The sequence below is a fragment of the Flavobacterium sp. F52 genome (assembly GCF_000278705.1).
Lineage (GTDB): Bacteria > Bacteroidota > Bacteroidia > Flavobacteriales > Flavobacteriaceae > Flavobacterium > Flavobacterium anhuiense.
On sequence record NZ_AKZQ01000006.1, the window covers coordinates 264235 to 287211 of the forward strand.

Consider the following 22977-nt stretch of genomic DNA (forward strand, 5'->3'; position numbering starts at 1 on the left):
TTATGAAAACGTAACGGGTAAGTTATTTCTGTTATAAATTTTGACTAATTTATTGATTCGTCGGCTCTTCAGCTTTATGAATTTCAACTGATAATTCTTGTGAATCATCTTTTAGATCCATCCAGATTTCATCACCAGAATGTATTTTTGAAGTGATGATTTCTTCTGCTAACAAATCTTCAACATATTTCTGAATTGCTCTTTTCAGCGGTCTAGCTCCAAACTGTTTGTCAAAACCTTTTTCGGCAATAAACGCTTTTGCTTTGTCTGTTAAGCTTAATTTGTAGCCTAACTCTGCAATACGAGAATATAGTTTTTTCAATTCGATTTCTATAATCAAATCGATATCAGCTTTTTCTAGTGCGTTGAATACAATTACATCGTCAATTCTGTTCAAGAATTCAGGAGCAAAAGTTTTTTTCAATGCATTTTCGATAATGCTTTTTGAGTTTTCATCGGCTTGAGCTGTTCTTGCAGCAGTTCCGAATCCAACACCTTGTCCGAAATCTTTCAACTGACGGGCACCAACGTTAGAGGTCATGATAATGATAGTGTTTTTAAAGTCAATTTTGCGACCCAAACTATCTGTCAAATATCCGTCATCTAAAACCTGAAGCATCATATTGAATACATCTGGATGCGCTTTTTCGATCTCATCTAAAAGAACCACACAGTAAGGTTTTCTGCGAACTTTCTCAGTCAATTGACCACCTTCTTCGTACCCGACGTATCCTGGAGGCGCTCCAACTAAACGAGAAATCGCAAATTTTTCCATGTATTCGCTCATATCGATACGAACCAAAGCATCTTCTGAATCGAATAATTCTTTAGCTAATACCTTAGCCAATTGCGTTTTACCAACACCAGTCTGACCTAAGAAAATGAATGAACCAATTGGTTTATTAGGATCTTTAAGTCCGGCTCTGTTACGTTGGATAGAACGAGCGATTTTAAGAACGGCTTCGTTTTGACCAATTACTTTATTCTGAATCAATTGTGGCAATTGAGCCAATTTGTTGCTTTCTGTTTGTGCAATTCTATTTACAGGAATTCCAGTCATCATAGAAACAACATCGGCTACATTGTCTTCTGTAACTTCAATTCTGTTGTTTTTAGAATCTTCTTCCCATTGTTCTTGTGCTAAAGCAAGATCTTTTTCGATACGTTTTTCATCATCGCGAAGTTTGGCTGCTTCTTCATATTTTTGTTTTTTAACAACCATATTTTTCATTTCGCGAACTTCTTCCAATTGACGTTCTAAATCTAAAATCTGTTTCGGAACATCAATGTTGGTAATGTGAACGCGTGAACCAGCTTCGTCCATTGCATCGATGGCTTTGTCTGGTAAGAAACGCTCAGACATATATCTGTTTGTTAGCTTAACGCAGGCTTCAATAGCTTCTGGAGTATAAATCACATTGTGGTGATCTTCGTATTTATCTTTTACGTTATTCAAAATAGCGATTGTTTCTTCAACAGAAGTTGGTTCAACGATTACTTTTTGGAAACGTCTTTCTAAAGCGCCATCTTTCTCAATGTATTGTCTGTACTCGTCAAGAGTGGTAGCACCAATACATTGGATTTCACCTCTAGCTAATGCAGGTTTGAACATGTTTGAAGCGTCAAGTGAACCTGTTGCTCCGCCAGCTCCTACAATAGTATGGATCTCGTCTATAAAAAGAATAATATCATCGTTTTTCTCAAGCTCGTTCATTACGGCTTTCATTCTTTCTTCAAATTGTCCTCTGTATTTTGTTCCAGCAACTAAACTTGCAAGATCAAGAGTCACAACACGTTTGTGGAAAAGAATACGAGATACTTTCTTTTGTATGATACGTAAAGCAAGTCCTTCTGCAATAGCAGATTTACCAACTCCCGGCTCTCCAATAAGAAGCGGATTGTTCTTTTTTCTACGGCTTAAAATTTGCGATACACGCTCAATTTCTTTTTCTCGTCCTACAACAGGGTCTAATTTTCCCTCTTCTGCCATTTCTGTTAAATCTCTCCCAAAATTATCTAAAACTGGAGTCTTAGATTTTTTGTTTGACTTATTGGCGGGATTGTTAAAGCTGCTTTCTTTTAGACTGTCATCTTGTCCTGAATCGTCATTGTACGATTCGTTTCTTGGCAAGTTTTCTAAGAATTCTTCTTCGTTTGGAGTCATATTTAAGTACTGTTCTTTAGCCACATCATAATCTATTTTTAGTTTATTTAGCAGCTTGGTTGTTGGATCGTTTTCGTTTCTCAAGATACATAACAGCAAATGTGCCGTGCTAATTGATGAACTTTGAAATACTTTTGCTTCAAGAAAAGTGGTCTTCAGGGCTCTTTCGGCCTGTCGGGTAAGATGAAGGTTTTTCTTTTCTGCATTTACTTCAACGCTCAGGTTGGCAGGACTCAGTATTTCTACTTTTCTGCGTAAATGATCTAAATCGACAGCTAGGTTATTAAGTATATGAATAGCTTTTCCGTTACCATCTCTCAAAATACCTAGCATAAGATGTTCTGTACCAATAAAGTCGTGCCCTAAACGTAGAGCCTCTTCCTTACTGTACGTAATTACATCTTTTACTCTTGGTGAAAAATTATCATCCATAATATATAATTGGTATTGTAAATTTAATGAATTACAGTTTTAAAAACAAAAACCGTACCCATCGACATCTCCTGTCAGCTAATAGACAAAAAAAAAGACAAAAAAAGCGTTAAAAAACGTTTAATTTATTAACTAAAAGCCAAAATAAAGTTGTTAATAAATCATTGAAATAAGTGTAAGGAAATAGCTGAAAAAATTTCAAAAAAACGTATCTTGGCACGCTTTGAAAACTAATATAATTATTTAATATAACAACTTATGTCTGAAGGAGAAAAGTTAATTCCTATTAACATAGAGGATGAAATGAAGTCAGCTTACATCGATTATTCGATGTCAGTAATTGTATCGAGAGCACTTCCTGATGTTAGAGATGGCTTGAAACCAGTGCATCGAAGAGTTCTTTACGGAATGTATGATTTAGGTGTAACATCAAGATCTGCCCACAAAAAGTCTGCGAGAATTGTAGGGGAGGTTCTGGGTAAGTATCACCCACACGGTGATACCTCTGTTTACGATGCAATGGTGCGTATGGCGCAGGAATGGAGTATGCGTTATTTATTAGTTGACGGACAGGGTAACTTTGGTTCTGTCGATGGAGACAGTCCTGCAGCAATGCGTTATACTGAGGCCAGAATGCGTAAAATTTCTGAAGAGATTATGGCCGATATCGAAAAAGAAACAGTTGATTTTCAATTGAACTTTGACGATACAATTTACGAGCCTAAAGTAATGCCAACAAGAGTTCCTACTTTATTAGTAAACGGAGCAACAGGTATTGCAGTTGGTATGGCGACTAATATGCCGCCACACAATTTAACTGAAGTTATCAATGGTACTTTGGCGTATCTTGATAATAATGATATTGAAGTTGATGAGTTAATGACTCATATTAAAGCTCCAGATTTCCCAACTGGAGGTATAATTTACGGATACGAAGGTGTTCGCGAAGCTTTTAAAACGGGTAGAGGACGTATTGTAATGCGTGCTAAAGTTGGTTTTGAAGAGGTTGATGGAAGAGAATGCATCATCGTAACTGAAATTCCATACCAAGTTAATAAAGCCGAAATGATCAAACGTACGGCTGATTTAGTTAACGAGAAAAAAATCGAAGGTATTGCCAATATCCGTGACGAGTCGGACAGAAGTGGTATGCGTATCGTTTATATCTTAAAACGTGATGCTACGCCAAACGTAGTTTTAAATACTTTATACAAATACACTCAGTTACAGTCTTCTTTTAGTGTAAATAATATTGCATTAGTAAAAGGACGCCCTCAATTGCTGAATCTGAAAGATATGATTCACTACTTTATTGAGCACCGTCATGATGTAGTAGTGAGAAGAACACAGTTCGAATTACGAAAAGCAGAAGAAAGAGCGCATATTTTAGAAGGATTAATCATTGCTTCTGACAATATCGACGAAGTAATTGCGTTAATTAGAGGGTCTAAAAACACAGACGAAGCAAGAGAAAAATTAATCGAAAGATTTAAATTGTCAGATATTCAGGCTCGTGCAATTGTTGAGATGCGTTTGCGTCAGTTAACAGGTCTGGAACAAGATAAGTTAAGAGCTGAGTTTGACGAATTAATGAAGTTAATCGAGCATTTAAAAGCTTTATTAGCAGATGTTAATTTAAGAATTGACTTGATTAAAGAAGAACTTACAGAAATTCGCGATAAATACGGTGACGATCGTCGTTCTCAAATCGAGTATTCTGGAGGTGATGTAAGTATTGAAGATTTAATTGCTGACGAAAATGTAGTGATTACTATTTCGCATGCAGGTTACATCAAGCGTACCAACTTATCTGAGTACAAAACACAAAATAGAGGAGGAGTTGGACAGAAGAGCGCTGGAACAAGAGATCAAGATTTCTTAGAGCACATGTTTGTGGCGACAAACCATCAGTATATGATGTTCTTTACGCAAAAAGGAAAATGTTTCTGGATGCGTGTTTATGAAATTCCAGAAGGAAGCAAAACAGCAAAAGGTAGAGCAATTCAGAACCTGGTAAATATTGAAAGTGATGATAAAGTAAAAGCTTTCATTTGTACGCAAGACTTAAAAGATAAAGATTATATTAATACGCATAATCTTGTAATGGTAACAAAACAAGGACAGGTGAAGAAAACTTCTCTAGAGAAATATTCTAAACCAAGAGCGAATGGAGTTGCTGCAATTACAATTAAAGAAGGCGATGAGCTAATTGGAGCTCAGCTGACAAATGGAGAAAGTCAAATTATCTTAGCAGTTAAATCTGGTAAATTAGTTCGTTTTGAGGAAACTAAAACACGTCCGATGGGAAGAACAGCTTCTGGAGTTCGTGGAATTACTTTAAAAGACGAAACTGATGAAGTAATCGGAATGGTAACGGTTGATAAAAATGATATTTCGACATCTCAAATCTTAGTTGTAACTGAAAATGGATACGGAAAACGTACTAAATTGGTTGACGACGATGGAGAAGATGTGTACAGAATTACAAACCGTGGAGGTAAAGGGGTTAAAACACTTAACATCACGGAAAAAACGGGTAAACTAATTTCTATCAACGCGGTTACAGACGCAGACGATTTAATGATTATCAATAAGTCTGGGTTAACGATCAGAATGGCAATCGAAGATTTACGTGTTATGGGACGTGCTACTCAAGGTGTTAGATTAATTAACCTTAAAGGTAAAGACTCTATTGCTGCTGTTACAACTGTGATGAAAGACGATGCTGAAGAAGTTGAAGTAGATGAAGACGGAAATGTAATCACTGCAATCGAAAGAGTGAAGCCAGATATGGAAGTTCTTGAAGATGACGGAACTGCAGAAGATGATGATGACTCTGATGATGAAGAAGTAGAAGATGAAGACGATGCTGAGGCAGAGGATGAAGATTCTGAAGAATAAGTAAAAAACAAAAAATTAAATACAAACAAATATCATTATGAAAAGTAAATATGTAATACTTGCATCAGCATTACTGATCTCTGTAGCTACGTTTGCTCAAAAAGATCAAATTAAGAATGCTGAAAAAGCTTTAAAAGGCGGAGATGCACAAGGTGCTCTTGCACAATTGAAAGATGCTGAAAGCTTAATTGCAAACGCTAAAGATACAGAACAAGCACAATATTATTTCGTACAAGGAAATGCTTTTCTTGACCTTGCAAACAAAAAAGTTGAAGAAGGTAAAAACTTATTAGCAGCAGCAGACAGCTACAAAAAATTAATTGATGTTGAAAAAGCTTCTGGAAAACAGAAATATTCTACTCAAGCAGCAGCATCAATCACTAATATTAAAGGATTGTTGATTAATTCTGCAATTGCTGATACACAAGCAAACAAACATGTTGACGGTGCAAAGAAATTATATCAGGCATATGAATTAGACAAAAAAGATACGATTAACTTGTATTATGCCGCTTCAACAGCTGTAAACTCACAAGATTTTGATCTTGCTTTGCCAATGTATGAAGAGTTGAAAAAATTAAACTTTTCTGGAAAAGGAACTTTATACTTGGCTGTAAACAAAGCTAACGGTAATGAAGATAACTTTGCTAACGCTAAAGAAAGAGATTTAGCTATTAAATTAGGAACTCACGAAAAACCTAAAACTGAGGCTATTCCTTCTAAAAGAGGTGAAATCTACAAAAATTTGGCGTTAATTTTAGTTCAAAAAGGACGTACAGAAGATGCTAAAAAAGCAATCGCTGACGCTAGAAAAGCAAACCCAGAGGATTCTTCTTTAATTTTAACGGAAGCTAATTTATACTTAGAGACTAAGGACTTCGATATGTACAAAAAATTAGTTGGTGAGGCTTTGCAAAAAGATCCTAACAATGCTGATTTGGTGTTCAATTTAGGAGTAATTAGTGCAGGAGCTAAAAACAATGCTGATGCTGAGAAATATTATTTAAAAGCAATTGAAATCAATCCTGATTACACAAATGCTTATTTAAATCTTGCTGCTTTAAAATTAGAAGCTGAAAAACCAATCATTGACGAGATGAACAAATTGGGAACTTCTGCCAAAGACATGAAACGTTACGATGTGTTAAAAGCGCAAAGAGAAGCTGTTTTCAAAGGAGTTATTCCATACCTTAAAAAAGCGAACGAATTAGATCCTAAAAACGAAGATGTTTCTAAAACATTATTAGGAGTTTACAACGCTCTTGAAATGACTGCAGAAGCTAAAGCTTTAAAAGCAAAAATGTAATTATTAGCTTTTGAAAATAAAAAAAACATCCGCCGAGGCGGATGTTTTTTTTATGCCTTTAGCTGATTAATTCAGCAGATAAAGTGATAGTTGTATTTAGCAATTTTGAAATCGGACAAATTTCTTTTGCTTTAGCTGCTGTTGAAGCAAACTGCTCAGCAGAAATGGAAGGAACTTTACCTTTTAAATCCAAATGGATTAAAGTAATTGTCCCGTCTTCAAAAGTTACTGTAGCTTCTGTAGTTAAATCATCAGCTGTAAAGCCAGCTTCGTTAAGTAAAAAGCTTAATTGCATCGTAAAACACCCAGAATGAGCTGCTGCAACTAATTCTTCTGGATTTGTTCCAACACCATCTGCAAATCTTGTTTTAAAAGACAGTTGTGCGTTATCTAAAGTTGTACTTTGCGTACTAATTGTTCCTTTTCCTTCCATACCAGTTCCTTTCCAGTTGGCGTGTGCTTTTCTTGTAAATTTCATATTCTTATTATTTAAAAATTAGTATTAAATGTTATTCGTTTGAAGTTAATGAATAGTGGTAACTCAAATATAATCAATATTTTGCAGAATAATTTTATGAAATTTAATTGTATTGTTAAGTTTTGGCTTTTAGGCTGGAGTGAGTTTTAACCTCAAAGTGCGCAATCCCGATAGCTATCGGGATACGCAAAGAATGCAAAGTTTTTAAGTTTGTCCTAGGATTTGTAATCTTTGTCAAAGTTTACATCATCATAGTAAGACAACGCTATGTGAACTTTGTGGTTAAAAAAAAAAGACACAATGATTGTCATTGTATCTTTTTAAATTATAAAAAAAATAAAATTCCAAATTCCGATTAAGCGTTGTTAATTGGAATTTGGAATTTATAAAAGTTGGAACTTAAACTGTTTATTCTTGTCCCAAGTTTCTTAATTGTTTCAATTTATCCTTCCATACTTCAAGGCTTTCTTTGTGAATAGCGATATTTTTACGTACTTCTGTAACAATTGAATTCTCTTTTTTAGCATTTTTTGTATTGGTAAAGAACTGAATGTTATTTTCTAATTGAAAAATTTCATTTTGCACTTCTTCAATTTTGCGCATGATAAAGATTTTTTCATTGTCTAATTTGCGCGTATCATTGCTGTCAGTTAGAGAATCAAGACGGTTTGCAAAACGCATCATTTCAGATTCTTTTTTGCTTAAGCTCAGTTTCTCAAAAAGAGCATCCAAGATTTTATTGAATTTTCCTTCGATGTGTCTTCTAGAAAAAGGAACTTTTCCGAATCCCTTCCAAGTTTCGATGTGCGCTTTTATAGCATCTAAGTCTGTTTTGTGTTCTCCAGTCAATTGGAAAGCTCTCAATACATCCAAATAAGCTTTTTTATTGTCAAAAGCTGCAACTTCTTCACTATTTTCCTCAGATTTGTGTTCTTTTAACTTGTCGAAATAATGGTTGCAGGCGTCCTTGAATTCTTTCCAGATTTTATCTGAATATTTTTTAGGGACATGACCAATTTGTTTCCATTCTTCCTGGATTTGTTTCATTACAGGAGTGGTAGCTTGAAAATCGGTGCTTTCCTGTAATTCTTTTGCTTTTGCAACTAGAGCCAGTTTTTTATTTAAGTTATCGTTTTGGTCTTTTTTAATGTCCTTGTAGAACGAATTCTTGAAAGCGTTGAAATTTCTAACTGCAGTTTTAAAAGCGGCCCAAGTTTCTTCATTTACTTCAGAAGGCACTTTTCCAGCTGCAAAAAACTCATTTCTCAGATCTTCTACTTTTTGAATTTGAACAAGCCATTGCGAATGAGAATTTACTTTTTCATTTCCGAGCGCTTCAATTTTAGCAATGATTTCTTTTTTAGCTTCAAGGTTTTTTTGCTCATTTGCTCTTTGGCTTTCAAATAAAAGCTCTCTCTTATCGTGTATTTTTTTTGTTAGTTCGCTAAACTGATTCCAAATCGCATCACGGTGTTCTTTAGAAACTGGTCCGATTTCTTCTTTCCAGATTCGGTGTAAATCCTGTAATTCGCGGAATGATTTATTAACGTCAGCATCGTTTACCAATTCTTCAACGCGAGCTATAATTTTTTGTTTTAATTCTAAGTTGTGTTTAAAATCTAAATCTCTAGCCTCGCGGTCTAAATGAAGATAATCGTAGAAGTTCTCAACGTGAAAATGGTAATTGTTCCAAACGTGGTTGTATTTGTCTTTCGGAATAGGACCTGCATTTTTCCATCTTTCTCTTAATTCATTAAAATGTTTAAGAGTGTCTTTGATATTTTCCTGCGGATTAATTAATTCCTTTAATTCTTCAACAATAGCCAGACGATTATCTAAATTGGTTTTTAAATTGGTCTGTAAATGTTTAAAATGAGCATTTCTTTTCTCTCTAAAAACATTATAATATTCGTCAAATTTTGATTTTAAAGGAAGATGATATTCAAATTCTTCGTTAGGATCTGGATTAGAAGCTAAAAATTCTTCTTTTTTCTCTTCTATAAGATGGTGATATTGTAACAGGAAAGCCTTTTTGATTTCTTCTATATGATCTTTTACAGACATTACTTTGTCTATATTCACCAGTTTTTTAAGTTCATCAACGAGCGCATCCATCGAAAACGTGTTATAATCTTGCATAGGAATGTCATGACGTTCCTTCAAAGTTTCGTCTTCGCTTTCAGCAGCATTTGAATTGGTAATGACATCTAATGCTTCTTGATGAGCATCTCCTTGATTAGCTAATTCATTTTCAGTTTCTGTGACCAAATCTTCGGTCAGACTTTCAGAATCTGAGATTTCAATTGCATCATTTGCTACAGAATCATTTATTTCGATTCCAGTTTTTCCGTCTGCTTCATGCAGGTTATCATTCTTTTCTTCTAACATCTTAAAATGTATAAGGTTTTTATTTTAAACAGTGCGAAAGATAGTAAAGGTGTTTCTAAATACAAAATAAATCCTTTGTTTATACGCTAATTTGCGATGAAATTCTTATTATTTAATTCAATTTAGCAGTATGATATATTAATTTTTACTGTTTTAATTGATAAGTTAGAAATAATATTTTTGCGATTTTTTTAATTAAAAAATAGATTAATCGTAAAAAGCGAATCTGAATCGATAGTTTGTTTTACATTAAAACAAAACCAACAGTCCCACTTCCATACCAAAATTATATGACTTTTCACCTCCAAATGCTACGCTAGGGTGCACATATACTAAATTTGTTGGGGTGATTTTTCGGCCAAATTCCATAAAGGCATTATTTTGAAAGCCGTCTAGAACGTAATTGTATCTAAAAGCTACATCTGTAGCAATCCAATTTTTACCAAAAAACCATAATAAGTTGTTTTCTAACAGGGTTACGCTGACATCGCTTCTGTTGCTTGATCCTGCAAAACTTTGGGAATGTTCAACAGTCGCAAGCCATAAGAATTTCTTTTGATTGAAGTATTTTGCAAAAATACCGGCTGGAATTACTACCCATTTTCCTGTGCCAAAACTTGGGTCTGAAGCAGAATTTGAGATTACACGAGTCCTAAGGCCAATTCCGCTGGTCTTTTTAAAATAAGGGATAAAACTAATCCCAGCGCTTACGTCACCAAGCCCAGTTTGATTAATAGAGTTAGAGTTAGTCGATATTAAAGGCAAATCAAACCTCAGATTCCACGCTTTGTTGCCAATTGGCTGTAACACACGCAGATTGGTAGTGTTATACGAACCATTTTTAGTGTCTAAATATTCATTGTATAATAGAATGGTCTGCAGAAAGTAATGATATCTAGGCTCAGCAAACGGACTATTGCTTCTGTCTATATCTTCGTCTTGGGCTGATGCAAGAACTGTAATAAGAAAAAAAATGCTAAAATAAAGTAATTGTTTCTTCATAACTGTCTGCAAATGAGTAGACTAATTTACGAAAATTACTTTAACATTTTACCTTTATTTGTTCCAGATTTTCCAAGCTTTTTCAGCCTGAAAAATAAGCATATCGTATCCATTTTTAATTACAGCGCCTTTTTCTTTTGCTTTTCGCAGAAAAGTGGTTTCTGCAGGATTATAGATTAAATCGTAAGCAATATGTTTTTCTGTAAAAAACTCATATGGCAAATTCGGACAAGCTTCAACATTCGGACTTGTTCCAACTGGGGTACAATTAATTATAATTTGAAAATTATCAAAAGTAGTAGCGTTGATCAAATCATAATCAATAATGTTTTCTTTTGCTTCTCTAGAAACAAAAGTGTACGGAATGTCCAATTCGTCCAAAGCAAAAGCAACACCTTTAGAAGCGCCACCTGTTCCTAGAATAAGAGCTTTTTTATGGTGAGGCTCTAATAATGGTTTTAAAGACTTTTTGAATCCGTAATAATCGGTGTTGTAGCCTTTTAGTTTACCGCTTTTGGTAAATTTAATAGTATTCACCGCGCCAATTAGAGCAGCTTTTTTTGATAGTTTATCTAAGAAAGGAATAACTTGTTCTTTGTAAGGAATAGTAACATTTAATCCCTTTAAATCAGGATTGTTTTTAATTAATTCTGTGAAGTAATTAATCTCAGAAATGTCAAAATTCTCATAGCTGTTGCCAGCAAAAACTTCATTATTAAATTTCTCTGTAAAATAACCTTTTGAAAAAGAGTAGCTTATGTTGCGTCCTAATAATCCAAAACGTCTTCTTAATAAAATATCAACCATTCTTATTTACGATGTTTTTCTATATAATTTTTTACTGTTTTTTTTGTCCAAACTACTGGAAACAAATCTTCTATTAAGATATAATTGTCAAAGTTTAGACGTAAACCATTGCTTAAATGAAATTTGGCTTTTGTGTTGTCTTGAATCATAAAATATAATCCAGCCAAACGGTATTCGATTTCGTTCTCTTCAGGGAAATATTCTGTCGCCTGCAATAAAGTCTGAATAGCCGTTTCAAATTCTCCTAAAAATTGAAGAATATCAACCCAGTATAACCAAGTGTCTAATGCATAATCTCCAAATTCAACTGCTTTTCTGAAACCAAATTCGGCTTCTTCAAAGAAATTCATCTGTTTGTTTATCGTAGCATATCTTTTCCAATACAAACGATTCTGATTGTCGATTGCCAAAGCTTTATTCACAAAAAATAGTGCTTTTTGATAGTTTTTCTGGCGAAGATGAAAATCTGTTATGGCAATCCAACCTTTGTCTAAAAGCGGATCTTCGTGTACAGTTTGGTTATAATATTGGATCGCTTTCGCTAAATTTCCAAGTTTTTCGTAACATTTTCCAATTCGCAACAGAGCATACGAAGTGGCATCGTCCAATTCGATGGTTCTGTTATAGCTTTCAATTGCTTCATTGTATTTTTTAAGGCGCTCATAAGCTTTCGCTTTTTCCATAAAAGCCCCTAAAAATTCATCATCAATCAGCGTTGCATAATCAAATGCGCGAATGGCATTTTCGTATTCTTTTACGCCATAATGAAGACGCCCAAGCTGATGCCAAGCAATTTCGCTGTACGGATTTCTGTTGATATATTCGTTAAGATATACAATAGCTTCTTGGTTTTGATCTAAAAATTCAAAACAATACACTACGTTATAGAGAGCAGATTGATCTTCTAAGTCTTCTTCAAGACATTTGATAAAACTGTCCTTTGCAAGCTCGAGATTATCCATAAAAAGATATTCCATTCCAATCAAATTATACACGTCAGCATAATCGTCAGTATATTGAAGCGCAATTTTTAACAGTTCAACTGCTTTTTCGTGCTGATCTCTTTTGGAACAGATATTGGCTTTTTGGATATAGATTTCCTCGTTGTTAGGTTCAATTGCGTATAACTCATTCAAAAGCTTTTCAGCAATGTCGAGTTTGTCATCATAAACTAGCATTTCTACTTGTACTAATTTTAAGCCTGTAGATTTTGGATGCTGGTCTAATGCAAGTTTCAAGGCCTTTTTTGCTAAATTAGCCTTACCTATGTCTAAATAATGAAGAATTATTTCTTCGAATTCTTCAGAATCAAAAAAGAGTACTTTGTTGGTTTTTAACATCGACTCAAATTTGGATAGGGATAGGTTATAATCTTCTTCTTCGTTGCTTAATTGCATACTTCGTATATTTGAAATTAGCCTGTTATAAATTTAGGCAACCATATAATCGCTGTAAGGATAAGAAATTAATTGTTTTGAACAATTTAATTAACAATATATGGCGTTTTTTATTCTATTTTGGGAAGAAATCTCTTTTATTCTTAAGGGATTAGCTTCAGTTTTGTCATTTTTTTATTTCTATTGGAAGACTTTTTAGAAATAGAAATTGAGCTTTAATTTCTGTCTATTTTATTAAAAACAGCGCTCAAAATAATTTTTTATATTTAGTTGTTGTTCTTCTTCATTATTTCATCCATCACTTCTAAAATAATCGCGCATCCTTCTCTAATTTCGTCCTCAGAAATGGTCAAAGGAGGTGTAATTCTTATGGCGCATCCTTCAAATAAAAGCCAGAATAAAATAAGTCCTCTGTCTTGACAGGTTAAAATGACTTCGTTTGTAATGTCTGCCGATTCTGTCATGGCGGCAAGCATTAATCCTTTTCCTCTAACTTCTGTAATCAAAGGATGTACCAAAAGCGATCTGAAGAGTTTTTCCTTCTCTAGTGTTTCTGCCATTAAATTTGTTTCAGTTAATTCTTGCAAAGTAGCGAGACAAGCTGACGCAATGACAGGATGGCCTCCAAAAGTGGTTATATGTCCTAATTTTGGGTTTTCGGTTAAAAGATCCATTTTTTCGGCAGAAGCAGTAAAAGCGCCAACTGGCATCCCGCCGCCCATTCCTTTACCCATAACCACAATGTCTGGAACAACATCATAATTTTGAAAACCAAAAAGTTTTCCCGTTCTTCCAAAACCTGGTTGGATTTCATCAACAATCATTAATGCTCCAACCTCATCGCAGCGTTTGCGGACTTTCTGTAAAAAGTTATTTTCTGGCTGAATAAAACCTGCGCCTCCTTGAATAGTTTCTAAAAGAATCGCGGCTGTTCGAGTAGTTATTTTTTGTAAATCTTCTTCGTTGTTGAAAATAATAAAATCAACATCTGGAAGCAAAGGTCTAAAAGCTTGTTTTCGCTCTTCAAATCCCATTACACTCATAGAACCCATTGTGTTTCCGTGATAAGCGTTGTGGCAAGAAATAAGCTGGCTGCGTCCTGTAACGCGTTTGGCTAATTTTAAAGAGCCTTCGATCGCTTCAGTACCTGAATTAACCAAATAAGTTTTATTTAAAGATTCTGGAAGCAGAGAGGCCATCATTTTGCAATATTGGACGGCTGGACTTTGAGAATATTCTCCGTAAACCATCACATGCGAATATTTGTCCAACTGGTCTTTTATAGCTTGATTGACTCTCGGATGCTGATGTCCTAAAGTACAAGCTGAAACTCCGGCAACAAAATCTAAATATTTTTTATCGTTTGTATCGTAAATGTATGAGCCAATGGCATGCGAAACTTCCATTCCGAGCGGGTAAGGAGAGGTTTGCGCTTGGTATTTTATAAAATCTGGATTCATTTTTTTAGCTTCTAATTTGCTGAGATACTAAGATTCTGAGCTTCTGTGTTTTTAACTGTAAACTGTGACTGTGACTGAAAACTTTTTTGGTTCAAAGTAGCAAAGTTACTGAGGTTCTAAGGTTTTTAACTTTACGCTTAAGTTAACTTTGTGGTTTAAACAATCGCAAAGAATTGTAAACTGTCACTGAGACTGAAAACTACTTATTTTTAGCTTTCGTGTCTGTCTTAGAAGCAGGGTTCTTCTTATCGTAATTCAAAGTTTCCTTTCTGACTTTCAGTGGAACGTTTTTGCCTTTTTCTTCTTCGTCTTTTCCTTGTTTAATTAATTTGTCATTCTCTTCGTTTTCTTCTGCGGTAAAAATATCGTCTTTCGATTTTATTCTTTCGTCACCACGCCATTTCATTCCTCGCAGTTTTCTAGCATTTTCAGGAAGTTCATCTTCGGGGAAAATATCTCCGTCGACTTTATTGAAAAACGTAATCGTTTCAATGGCATTATTTTCCAAAATCATATTGATTTTACTACTGACATTTTTATTAATTCCGATCAGTTCATTGGTGTCATTCCGCATATAATAAATTACTTCGGTGTTTTTGATGACATCAACATCATGAAGTTTTCCATCCCTGAATTTTCCAAACAAATTGAGTCCCTTGACCTGATTGAATCCTGTTCCGAGTGTATCCTTGGACAAGACGAAAGTATTGTTCAATACTTTTAGAGAGTCAATTTTTCTTGTTTTATTATCGCCAATCAAGTGCATTACGTCTCCTGTAATTTGGTTTTCTCCATTCCAAAGAATTGGATTTCCGATCAATTTTGTTAAGGCTATTTTGGAATCAGAATGTATAGAGTCACATTTACCGCTCATATCTGTTTTGTAAAAGCGAACATTTTTATATGCTCTCAAAATTCTTTCTCCTTCTTTTCCTGTAACCATTAATTTTTGTCCGTGAATGTAAACTGAGTCATTTTCAACAAGATTAATTGCAACAGCTCTTTTGGTAACAAACATCGAGTCTTTCAGTTTGTAAAGCTCTGCATAATGGCCTTTTACAATTCCTTTATTGATGGAGTCGGTAATTTTTACATTTCGTGTTGCTGAAGCAAATTCGGTATTTCGATTGTAAAACAAACTATCGCCTTCTATACGCCTGTCATCGTATTTTATGTATGATTTTCGAAGAAAATGTGCTAAGTTTTTCTTGGTATCATAGAAACCTTTTTCGGTATAAATATAATTAGCCTTGCTCGTAATAGTGGAAGGGCCAAGAAGATAGGTATGTCCCGAATTGCTGTAATAATCCAAATGGTTTGATTTTATTACATACTTTGGATTTGTAATCGTAACTTCAGTCAGAAACTGAAATTTCTTTTCTTTCACAAAATACTTTCCAGATTTACTTACCAAAGTATTGTCTTTATTGACAATGGTTCCTTTGGTGTTGTAAAATGCTTCCTGAACATTTCTATCAAAATTAATAGTGTCGGTTTGCAAAGTAGCATCTGGTGAAGTTAAAACGGCATTTCCTGTAGCAAAGGCTTTTTTTGCATTACCGCTATATTCAGCATATTTACTATTCAGAAATAAGGTATCTCCCTGTACTAACTGTACATTTCCGAATGCTTTTAGATAATTCTCTTTTTGAAAAAAATAGGCTTTGTTGCAAGTCAATACTACACCATCATGGTTTACTTTTACATTTCCGGTAAGTAAAAGCGCATCTGGCACATTAACCTGATCCACATCAGAAAAGTCAGCATTCTCGATGACGATTGTTTTCGGGGTTTGTGCAGTTTTTTTTGCCTGCGCAGAAATAAATTGTACGCTAAGAAACAGACAATAGAATATGAAAAAGAGTGATTTCTTCAACTGATTAAATTTTTGTCAAATTTATAAAAAAGGTTAGAACCTGTGGCTGATATTAGGATTAATTTATAATAAGTCATTAACAGTCTAAAGTAGGATTCAAGTGCTATTTAATTTTTCAACAAAAACTCCAACTCTCACGTTGTAGTAGTTGTTTTTTAAGCTGAAAACATTGTAAATTAGATAAATCGTTTTCGGAGTTTTAAAAAATGACCTATTTTAGAAAATTGTTTCAAGTTTTTTTGAATCAAAACTAATAAGATAAGTTAAGAATAGCCCAAAATATGATAAGTAAAAAAATAATCGCAGCCGGAATAACATTAACGGTTCTATTTTCAGCCTGTAAAACAAAAGATTTAAAAATGAGCACAGCAAACGAACCAACTGCAACAGAAAAAAAAGTTGTAGTGTATCAAGTTTTTACTCGTCTTTTTGGAAATAAAAATACAACCAACAAACCGTGGGGAACAATTGAGGAGAATGGAGTGGGAAAATTTAATGATTTTACAGACAAAGCGCTTCAAGAAATAAAAGATTTGGGTGTTACTTATATTTGGTACACAGGAGTTCCTCATCATGCTTTGGTCCGTGATTATACGGCATACGGAATTTCAAATGATGATCCAGAAGTGGTAAAAGGTCGTGCAGGTTCTCCTTATGCCGTAAAAGATTATTATAATGTAAATCCAGATTTGGCGGTAAATCCTGCAAAACGATTAGAAGAATTTGAGGCTTTAATTAAGCGAACTCATAATGCAGGTTTGAAAGTGATTATAGATATTGTCCCAAATCATATTGCGAGAAAATATGAAGGGAAATCAAATCCAGAAGGAATAAAAGATTTTGGTGCAGATGATGATGTTACGGTTGAATACAAACGAGATAATAATTTCTATTACATTCCGCAACAGCATTTTGAAATTCCTGATGGAGATATTCCTTTAAACGGAGAGAAAAATCCGCTTATTGATGGGAAATTTGATGAAAATCCAGCAAAATGGACAGGAAATGGCTCTCGTAAAATTAAGCCAGATCAAAATGACTGGTACGAAACGGTAAAAGTAAATTATGGAGTGCGTCCAGATGGAAGCAAAGATTTTCCTGAACTTCCTATTGGTTTTGACCAGAAATCGTATCAAGAGCATTTTGCTTTTTGGCAAGATAAAGATGTTCCTGATTCTTGGAAGAAATTTAGCGATATTGCATTATACTGGACAGCAAAAGGCGTTGACGGATTTCGTTATGATATGGCCGAAATGGTTCCATATGAATTCTGGAGTTATATGAATTCATCCATTAAAATAAAAAATCCAAATGCATTTTTATTGGCAGAAGTTTATAATCCGAATGAATATCGCAATTATATCCGTTTGGGAAAAATGGATTATCTGTACGATAAAGTAGAAACTTATGATAAACTGAAAGATATTATTCGTGGAAAATCTTCTCCAGACGAATTGACAAAAATCCAGAACGGGATGTCTGATATTGAGCATCATATGCTTCATTTTCTAGATAATCATGACGAACAGCGTTTGGCAAGTCCAGAATTTGCTGGAACGCCAGAAAGAGGAAAGCCTTTAATGGTGGTTTCGGCAACAATAAGCACTTCGCCAACAATGATTTATTTTGGACAAGAAGTAGGAGAGGCAGGAAATGAAGATGCTGGTTTTGGAAAACGCTCCCGAACATCGATTTTTGATTATATCGGAGTTCCAAACCATCAGCGCTGGATGAATGGCGGTAAATTTGATGGAGGTCAGCTTTCTGAATCTGAAAAACAGCTTCGTGATTTTTACAAACGATTATTGAATTTTACTATTAACAGTAGTGCTTTGATGGGAAATTTTGAAGAAATTCAAACGGTAAACCGTCAAAATAATGAAAATTATGATGCTTTGCTATATTCTTACGCACGTTGGTCTGAAAGTCAAAAGCTGATTGTAGTGGCTAATTTCTCTTCTGAAAAAGGAAGCGAATTTGATTTAAAAGTGCCTTCATCACTCATTTCAAAATGGAATTTAAAAGATGGGGAATATCATTTAAAAGATCAATTGTACAAAGATAAAACGTTTGTATTGAAAGTGCAAAATGGGCAAGGAGAAGCTAAAATCTCAATTGAGCCATCAGAATCTCTGATTTTAGAATTGAAATAATTTAACTAGTCTTTTTGAATTGATTTTAAACATGTAGAAACATAGATAATTAGATTTTAAAAGAAGGCGTTTCACTAGTTTAAGTGTGCATAGAGTTTGGCTATGTGTAGAAACTAGTTTCTTTTACATTCTTTTTCGGTACAAAAATCTATGTTTCTATGTGTTAGAATATTTTTTGTTTTTATACTTTCTCAAGCAAAGAAAAAATCTCTTTTATAGAAAATGTCGCCCCGCATACAAACTCGTCTGAAGCGCCATAATAGACTGTTAGTGTATCGCCATCCGGATCAAGGATATGGCCGTTTGTAAAAACGACATTTCCAAAAAAACCGCTCAATTCATAATTTGTTTTCGGAAACATAATTGGGGTTTCTGTTCTAGAAATTACTTTCGTAGGATCTTCCAAATCCAATAAAAAAGCACCGAGACAATATTGATGAAATTCGTTGGCTCCGTGGTAAATTTCTAGCCAACCCAATTCTGTTTTTATGGGGGCAGCTCCCGCGCCGACTCTTTTACTGTCCCAACTTTCTTTTCTAGTTTTGATAATGCATTTATGATTTCCCCAATGAACGCCATCTGGAGAAGAGGCAATCCAAATATAATTTCCGCCAATGTCTACACTACTTGGACGATGTAAGGCGTAAAACAAGCCGTTTATTTTTTCTTCAAAAATCGCACAGTCTTTATTGTGAGGAGGAAATATCATTCCGTGTTTTTGAAAGTTTTTCCAATCGGTTGTGGTTCGTAGGCCCACGCCCACGCCGCTAGGAGATACAGAAGTAAAAGTCAGGTAATATTTATCTTCTATTAAAGAAACGCGGCAATCTTCAATTCCGAAAGTTTCCAGTATTCCTTCGCCAACCAAATGCGGGTAATCTTCGGGTTCATAAAAATGTTTTCCGTCTTCGCTGCACAATAAGCGAATGTGTGATAAAGTGGTTAAATAATCGATTCCTTGATAGTTAATTACACGGGCATCTGTTGCAATAAGTTCGGGATGATTTTTTAAGATTTCAATAATTTGAATTGTTCCTGCTTCTGTCAGAATTGGAAACGAAATACTCGTTTCGGCTTGTTTAGGTCTTTCTGCGACACGTACGGCCAGCCAGATTTTATTTTGAAACCTAAAAACGCCAGGATTTAATAGGCAGGTAATTTCAAGACCTTCTCTGCTTGGTGGCATATCTGATGGAGATAATATAGGGTTTTCTGCGAAACGATTGGCAATATCTTTCATGATCTTCGTTTAAGTACCTAAAAGGTATAAAAAAAAGCTGACACTTAATTGCATCAGCTTGTTTTCTATACTTTTTTAACCTTCTTGAGTGCTTCAACGTAATATTCGTTTACTTTTTCCCAATTGATATGATTGTAAAAAGCATCAATATAACTGCCTTTTCTGTTTTGGTAATCTAAATAATAAGCATGTTCCCAAAGATCGATTCCCATAATCGGAGTTCCTGGAATCAGAGCATTCTTCATCAATGGGTTATCTTGATTGTCTGTGGTAGTAATTTGTAGCTTGCCATATCTATCCACAACTAGCCAAACCCATCCAGAACCAAACTGCTTTTCTGACTGTGCTTTAAACTGATTTGTTAGATTATTGAAAGAACCAAATTCTTTATTTATAGAGCCTGCAAGAGTATCTTTTGGAGTTTGTTCTTTCGGGCTGAGAATATTAAAATACAAAGTATGATTATAATATCCACCCGCATTCTGACGAAGTTTTAAATTAGTAAGAGGCATTTTTTTTAAAATGTCTTCAATAGGCATATTTTCAAACTCAGTCGAAAGAATTTCTTTGTTGAAATTATTTGTATACGACAAATAATGCTTAGAATAATGTGTTTCTAAAGTTAAGCTTCTAATGTCTGGTGCCAATGCATCATAATTAAATGGCAATTTTGTCATTTCAAAAGAACCAGGATCGGCTTTAACATCATTTGGCGAACCGATAGTTATTTTTTCTTCTTTTGTTGGAAGAGGAACTTCAACAACTTCAACCAGCTTATCTTCTTTACAGGAAAATAATAGTAAAAATGAAGCTAAAGTGCTGAAAAGAACAACGTTTTTCTTCATAATGTTTTTATTTTGATGTTAATGAATTGATAATCTCGATATAATTTTCTTTAGCTTCATCTACAGACATATGGCTTATCTGCATCCAGGCATTAGTTTTAAAAGCATCTCGTAAATCAAAATTTTGAGATTGATTGTAAACTGCTGTTCCAAAAGTAGCCTGTTTGTAAAAAGCATAAAGTCTTAACTGCACGTCTTGTGGCAGCGAAGCTTGAGTCATTGTCATGGCGACTTCTACAGCTTTATTAAAGCGAATATCTAAATCTTTATCAGCCATTTATGCTTTTGTAGCAATAATTGTTTTTCCACCAATTGCTTTTTGATTTAACTCAACATTGATTGGTGTACCTAAAGGTAAAAATAAATCAACTCTTGAACCAAATTTAATGAAACCAGCGTCAGTTCCCTGAACAACTTGCATTCCTTCTTTAGCGTAGTTTACAATTCTACGAGCCAAAGCACCAGCAATTTGTCTGTATAAAATTGCGCCAAATGTTTCGTTTTCGATTACTACAGTAGTTCTTTCGTTTTCTTCACTTGCTTTTGGATGCCAAGCAACAAGGAATTTTCCAGGATGGTATTTGCTAAATTTAATGATGCCATCCATAGCGTAACGCGTTACGTGCACATTGATTGGCGACATAAAAATAGAAACCTGTAAACGTTTATCTTTAAAATATTCTCCTTCATAAACTTCCTCGATAACCACCACTTTTCCATCAACAGGAGCTAAAATGTGATCGCTGTTTCTAACTGCAATTCTTTTAGGATTTCTAAAGAATTGTAAAATAATAATCAGAATTACAAGTGCTGCAAATTGAACAAGCATTCTCAGCCAAGCAATATCAATGAATTTATCAGCAATTAAAAGTACTGCTACTGTAAAAACAGAACCTAATAAAATAGACGGGCCACCTTCTTTATGAAACATAATATAAAATTTGATAAAATAAAAATATAATTGGTGCTACAAATATAACACTATCTAATCGATCTAAAATACCTCCATGACCAGGCATTATCGAACCGCTGTCTTTTACACCTGCAATTCGTTTAAATTTGGATTCTATCAGGTCGCCAATAGTTCCAAAAAGGCTCACAATTAACGCTATAATGGTCCAGATTAAAATCGATTTGCTGCTAAATTCAGGTTTTGGCTGAATGTAGAGTTTAGAAATTAGAAAGCCAGCAAATGCGGCAAAAACTACACCGCCAAGAAAACCTTCAATTGTTTTTTTGGGAGAAACGCGTTCAAATAATTTGTGTTTTCCCATTGATTTTCCGACCAAATAAGCAAAAGTGTCATTCGTCCAAATCAAAACAAATAATCCTAAGATAATTTTCGGATTATAATCATTTGTTCCAAAAGAGATTTTGACAATAAATACAAAAGGAAGTGTAATATATCCCAGAAGGTATAAGTATTTTGACGAAGTGCTTACTTTTTGAACAGAATCGTAAAACAAGAATATGATGCATTTTATAGAAACGACAATGGTAACTGCCAGAAGAATTAAATCCAGCTGTTTGATATTAGTGTCTAAACTGATATCAGAATTAAATGTATCGTTTATAAATTGAGTAGTCTGTTTGTTGTAATGGCTTACAAGGATAATTGCGGCATAAATTGAAATTCCGAAGAGAATAGAAAATATTTTATTCAGGTTTACGATATTAGAAAATTCGTATATCGTAATAATCAGGAAAACACCAAAAAGGGTAATGAAGCTTTCTGTAGAAAACAATATCGAAGTTAGTAATAAAGCGATATAAACAGCACCAGAAATGGTTCTCTTCAGTGTTTCGTTCATCTTAAAGATCTTCTAAAAGCAGTAAATAAAGGTTTTTTGCAACACTTCCGTATTGAGTAAAATCTTCGTCTTTCGCTTTTTCGAAATATTTTATTGTAGTGATATTAGTAGGTATGTCTCTTTCGTATTTGCGTTTTATAGCGCTCAATCCGTCGCTTTTCATTGGTAGGATTTGGCTGGTAGTGGCTATAATAACAATATTTGCAGGTAATTCGTTTGGTTTGTTCTGTCTGATTTGTTTTGATGAAAATAAAATAGAACCTTCATCAGCAATAAGGTTCTCGCAGCTTGCCAATAAGAATTTTGGTTTAGTAGGGGCAATGTAAAATAATTTGTTTTCGTCTAATAGACCAAATAAAGCAGGTTCGTAACATAAAACTTCTTGTTCAAACCAATCATTTTCTTCTAAGATATTTTCAAATTGTTCAGAAACCTCTCCCATGTTTTCGCAGTACAAGAATTTACCTCCATTTTTTTTGAAATTGAAAATAAATTGTTCATCTAAGGATAAATGACTGTTCTGCGCAGAAGTTCCTGCATATTCGCTTTCGTTCACTTCATCAGAAGCGGCCTCACTAGAGCCAAATATTTTTTTGAAAAAATTCATTTTTTATATGAAATGCTTTACATGTTAATTGAAAACGTTCAAAGATAAAAAAATCTTAATTCAAAAGGGACTTTTGAATTAAGATTTTGAAAAATATTATTATGTATTTG

17 protein-coding genes are annotated in these 22977 nt (G+C 34.2%); 3 read left to right on the plus strand and 14 right to left on the minus strand.

Translation table 11 applies throughout. The features are described from left to right. Positions 1-49: 49 nt before the first annotated feature. Positions 50-2596, minus strand: a complete 2547-nt coding sequence (locus FF52_RS02760) for an ATP-dependent Clp protease ATP-binding subunit (protein WP_008462739.1) — start codon at positions 2594-2596, stop codon at positions 50-52. A 258-nt stretch (positions 2597-2854) separates the two neighbouring features. On the opposite strand from FF52_RS02760, the gene gyrA reads away from it, so the two are divergent. Together gyrA and FF52_RS02770 are read left to right on the plus strand one after the other, a co-directional pair. Beyond that, on the plus strand, positions 2855-5497 hold the full coding sequence (gene gyrA / locus FF52_RS02765; protein WP_008462740.1) for a DNA gyrase subunit A: 2643 nt from the start codon (positions 2855-2857) through the stop codon (positions 5495-5497). A gap of 37 nt (positions 5498-5534) precedes the next feature. Beyond that, the gene (locus FF52_RS02770; RefSeq protein ID WP_008462741.1) at positions 5535-6803 is read left to right on the plus strand and encodes a tetratricopeptide repeat protein; all 1269 of its coding nucleotides are present in this window, start codon (positions 5535-5537) and stop codon (positions 6801-6803) included. A 58-nt stretch (positions 6804-6861) separates the two neighbouring features. Here the strand turns inward: FF52_RS02770 and FF52_RS02775 are convergent, their stop codons facing one another. The 7 genes from FF52_RS02775 to FF52_RS02805 all read right to left on the minus strand — a co-directional run bounded on the left by FF52_RS02775 (position 6862) and on the right by FF52_RS02805 (position 16211). Continuing rightward, a complete protein-coding gene (locus tag FF52_RS02775; RefSeq protein ID WP_008462742.1) occupies positions 6862-7281 on the minus strand; it encodes an OsmC family protein in 420 nt (139 codons plus the stop codon). Positions 7282-7689: 408 nt separating this feature from the next. After that, complete coding sequence (locus FF52_RS02780) at positions 7690-9669, minus strand: DUF349 domain-containing protein (protein ID WP_008462743.1); 1980 nt, start codon at positions 9667-9669, stop codon at positions 7690-7692. A gap of 249 nt (positions 9670-9918) precedes the next feature. After that, a complete protein-coding gene (locus tag FF52_RS02785) occupies positions 9919-10671 on the minus strand; it encodes a hypothetical protein (RefSeq protein ID WP_008462744.1) in 753 nt (250 codons plus the stop codon). A gap of 54 nt (positions 10672-10725) precedes the next feature. Continuing rightward, positions 10726-11478 carry a shikimate dehydrogenase family protein gene (locus FF52_RS02790; protein ID WP_008462745.1) on the minus strand — a complete coding sequence of 251 codons (753 nt, stop codon included), beginning with the start codon at positions 11476-11478 and terminating at the stop codon, positions 10726-10728. Between the two features lie 2 nt (positions 11479-11480). Next, entirely contained in the window at positions 11481-12875 is a 1395-nt protein-coding gene (locus FF52_RS02795; protein WP_035690620.1) for a tetratricopeptide repeat protein, read from the minus strand. A gap of 266 nt (positions 12876-13141) precedes the next feature. After that, a complete protein-coding gene (locus FF52_RS02800) occupies positions 13142-14335 on the minus strand; it encodes an aspartate aminotransferase family protein (RefSeq protein ID WP_008462749.1) in 1194 nt (397 codons plus the stop codon). Positions 14336-14534: 199 nt separating this feature from the next. Next, positions 14535-16211 carry an OstA-like protein gene (locus tag FF52_RS02805; RefSeq protein ID WP_008462751.1) on the minus strand — a complete coding sequence of 559 codons (1677 nt, stop codon included), beginning with the start codon at positions 16209-16211 and terminating at the stop codon, positions 14535-14537. Between the two features lie 281 nt (positions 16212-16492). Between FF52_RS02805 and FF52_RS02810 the strand changes: the two genes are divergently transcribed. After that, entirely contained in the window at positions 16493-18364 is a 1872-nt protein-coding gene (locus tag FF52_RS02810) for an alpha-amylase family protein (protein WP_008462753.1), read from the plus strand. Between the two features lie 181 nt (positions 18365-18545). On the opposite strand, the gene FF52_RS02815 is transcribed toward FF52_RS02810, so the two are convergent. The 6 genes from FF52_RS02815 to FF52_RS02840 all read right to left on the minus strand — a co-directional run bounded on the left by FF52_RS02815 (position 18546) and on the right by FF52_RS02840 (position 22867). Continuing rightward, on the minus strand, positions 18546-19604 hold the full coding sequence (locus tag FF52_RS02815; protein WP_008462755.1) for a glycoside hydrolase family 130 protein: 1059 nt from the start codon (positions 19602-19604) through the stop codon (positions 18546-18548). 65 nt (positions 19605-19669) lie between these two features. Beyond that, complete coding sequence (locus FF52_RS02820) at positions 19670-20449, minus strand: superoxide dismutase (protein WP_008462756.1); 780 nt, start codon at positions 20447-20449, stop codon at positions 19670-19672. A 7-nt stretch (positions 20450-20456) separates the two neighbouring features. Beyond that, a complete protein-coding gene (locus tag FF52_RS02825) occupies positions 20457-20726 on the minus strand; it encodes an acyl-CoA-binding protein (protein ID WP_008462758.1) in 270 nt (89 codons plus the stop codon). Beyond that, a complete protein-coding gene (locus FF52_RS02830) occupies positions 20727-21380 on the minus strand; it encodes a phosphatidylserine decarboxylase family protein (RefSeq protein ID WP_008462760.1) in 654 nt (217 codons plus the stop codon). It abuts the gene before it with no gap. After that, positions 21370-22260, minus strand: coding sequence for a phosphatidate cytidylyltransferase (locus FF52_RS02835; RefSeq protein ID WP_008462763.1), 891 nt, complete (start codon positions 22258-22260; stop codon positions 21370-21372). The genes FF52_RS02830 and FF52_RS02835 overlap by 11 nt, the downstream gene beginning before the upstream one ends. A gap of 1 nt (position 22261) precedes the next feature. Continuing rightward, positions 22262-22867 (minus strand): hypothetical protein, encoded by a 606-nt coding sequence (locus FF52_RS02840; RefSeq protein WP_008462765.1) that lies wholly within the window; start codon positions 22865-22867, stop codon positions 22262-22264. Positions 22868-22977 lie beyond the last annotated feature (110 nt).

Bases quoted from the DNA above. Each gene is read 5' to 3' on its own strand.
- FF52_RS02760 (WP_008462739.1), bottom strand. From the start codon at position 2,596: ATGGATGATAATTTTTCACCAAGAGTAAAAGATGTAATTACGTACAGT.
- gyrA (WP_008462740.1), top strand. From the start codon at position 2,855: ATGTCTGAAGGAGAAAAGTTAATTCCTATTAACATAGAGGATGAAATG.
- FF52_RS02770 (WP_008462741.1), top strand. From the start codon at position 5,535: ATGAAAAGTAAATATGTAATACTTGCATCAGCATTACTGATCTCTGTA.
- FF52_RS02775 (WP_008462742.1), bottom strand. From the start codon at position 7,281: ATGAAATTTACAAGAAAAGCACACGCCAACTGGAAAGGAACTGGTATG.
- FF52_RS02780 (WP_008462743.1), bottom strand. From the start codon at position 9,669: ATGTTAGAAGAAAAGAATGATAACCTGCATGAAGCAGACGGAAAAACT.
- FF52_RS02785 (WP_008462744.1), bottom strand. From the start codon at position 10,671: ATGAAGAAACAATTACTTTATTTTAGCATTTTTTTTCTTATTACAGTT.
- FF52_RS02790 (WP_008462745.1), bottom strand. From the start codon at position 11,478: ATGGTTGATATTTTATTAAGAAGACGTTTTGGATTATTAGGACGCAAC.
- FF52_RS02795 (WP_035690620.1), bottom strand. From the start codon at position 12,875: ATGCAATTAAGCAACGAAGAAGAAGATTATAACCTATCCCTATCCAAA.
- FF52_RS02800 (WP_008462749.1), bottom strand. From the start codon at position 14,335: ATGAATCCAGATTTTATAAAATACCAAGCGCAAACCTCTCCTTACCCG.
- FF52_RS02810 (WP_008462753.1), top strand. From the start codon at position 16,493: ATGATAAGTAAAAAAATAATCGCAGCCGGAATAACATTAACGGTTCTA.
- FF52_RS02815 (WP_008462755.1), bottom strand. From the start codon at position 19,604: ATGAAAGATATTGCCAATCGTTTCGCAGAAAACCCTATATTATCTCCA.
- FF52_RS02820 (WP_008462756.1), bottom strand. From the start codon at position 20,449: ATGAAGAAAAACGTTGTTCTTTTCAGCACTTTAGCTTCATTTTTACTA.
- FF52_RS02825 (WP_008462758.1), bottom strand. From the start codon at position 20,726: ATGGCTGATAAAGATTTAGATATTCGCTTTAATAAAGCTGTAGAAGTC.
- FF52_RS02830 (WP_008462760.1), bottom strand. From the start codon at position 21,380: ATGTTTCATAAAGAAGGTGGCCCGTCTATTTTATTAGGTTCTGTTTTT.
- FF52_RS02835 (WP_008462763.1), bottom strand. From the start codon at position 22,260: ATGAACGAAACACTGAAGAGAACCATTTCTGGTGCTGTTTATATCGCT.
- FF52_RS02840 (WP_008462765.1), bottom strand. From the start codon at position 22,867: ATGAATTTTTTCAAAAAAATATTTGGCTCTAGTGAGGCCGCTTCTGAT.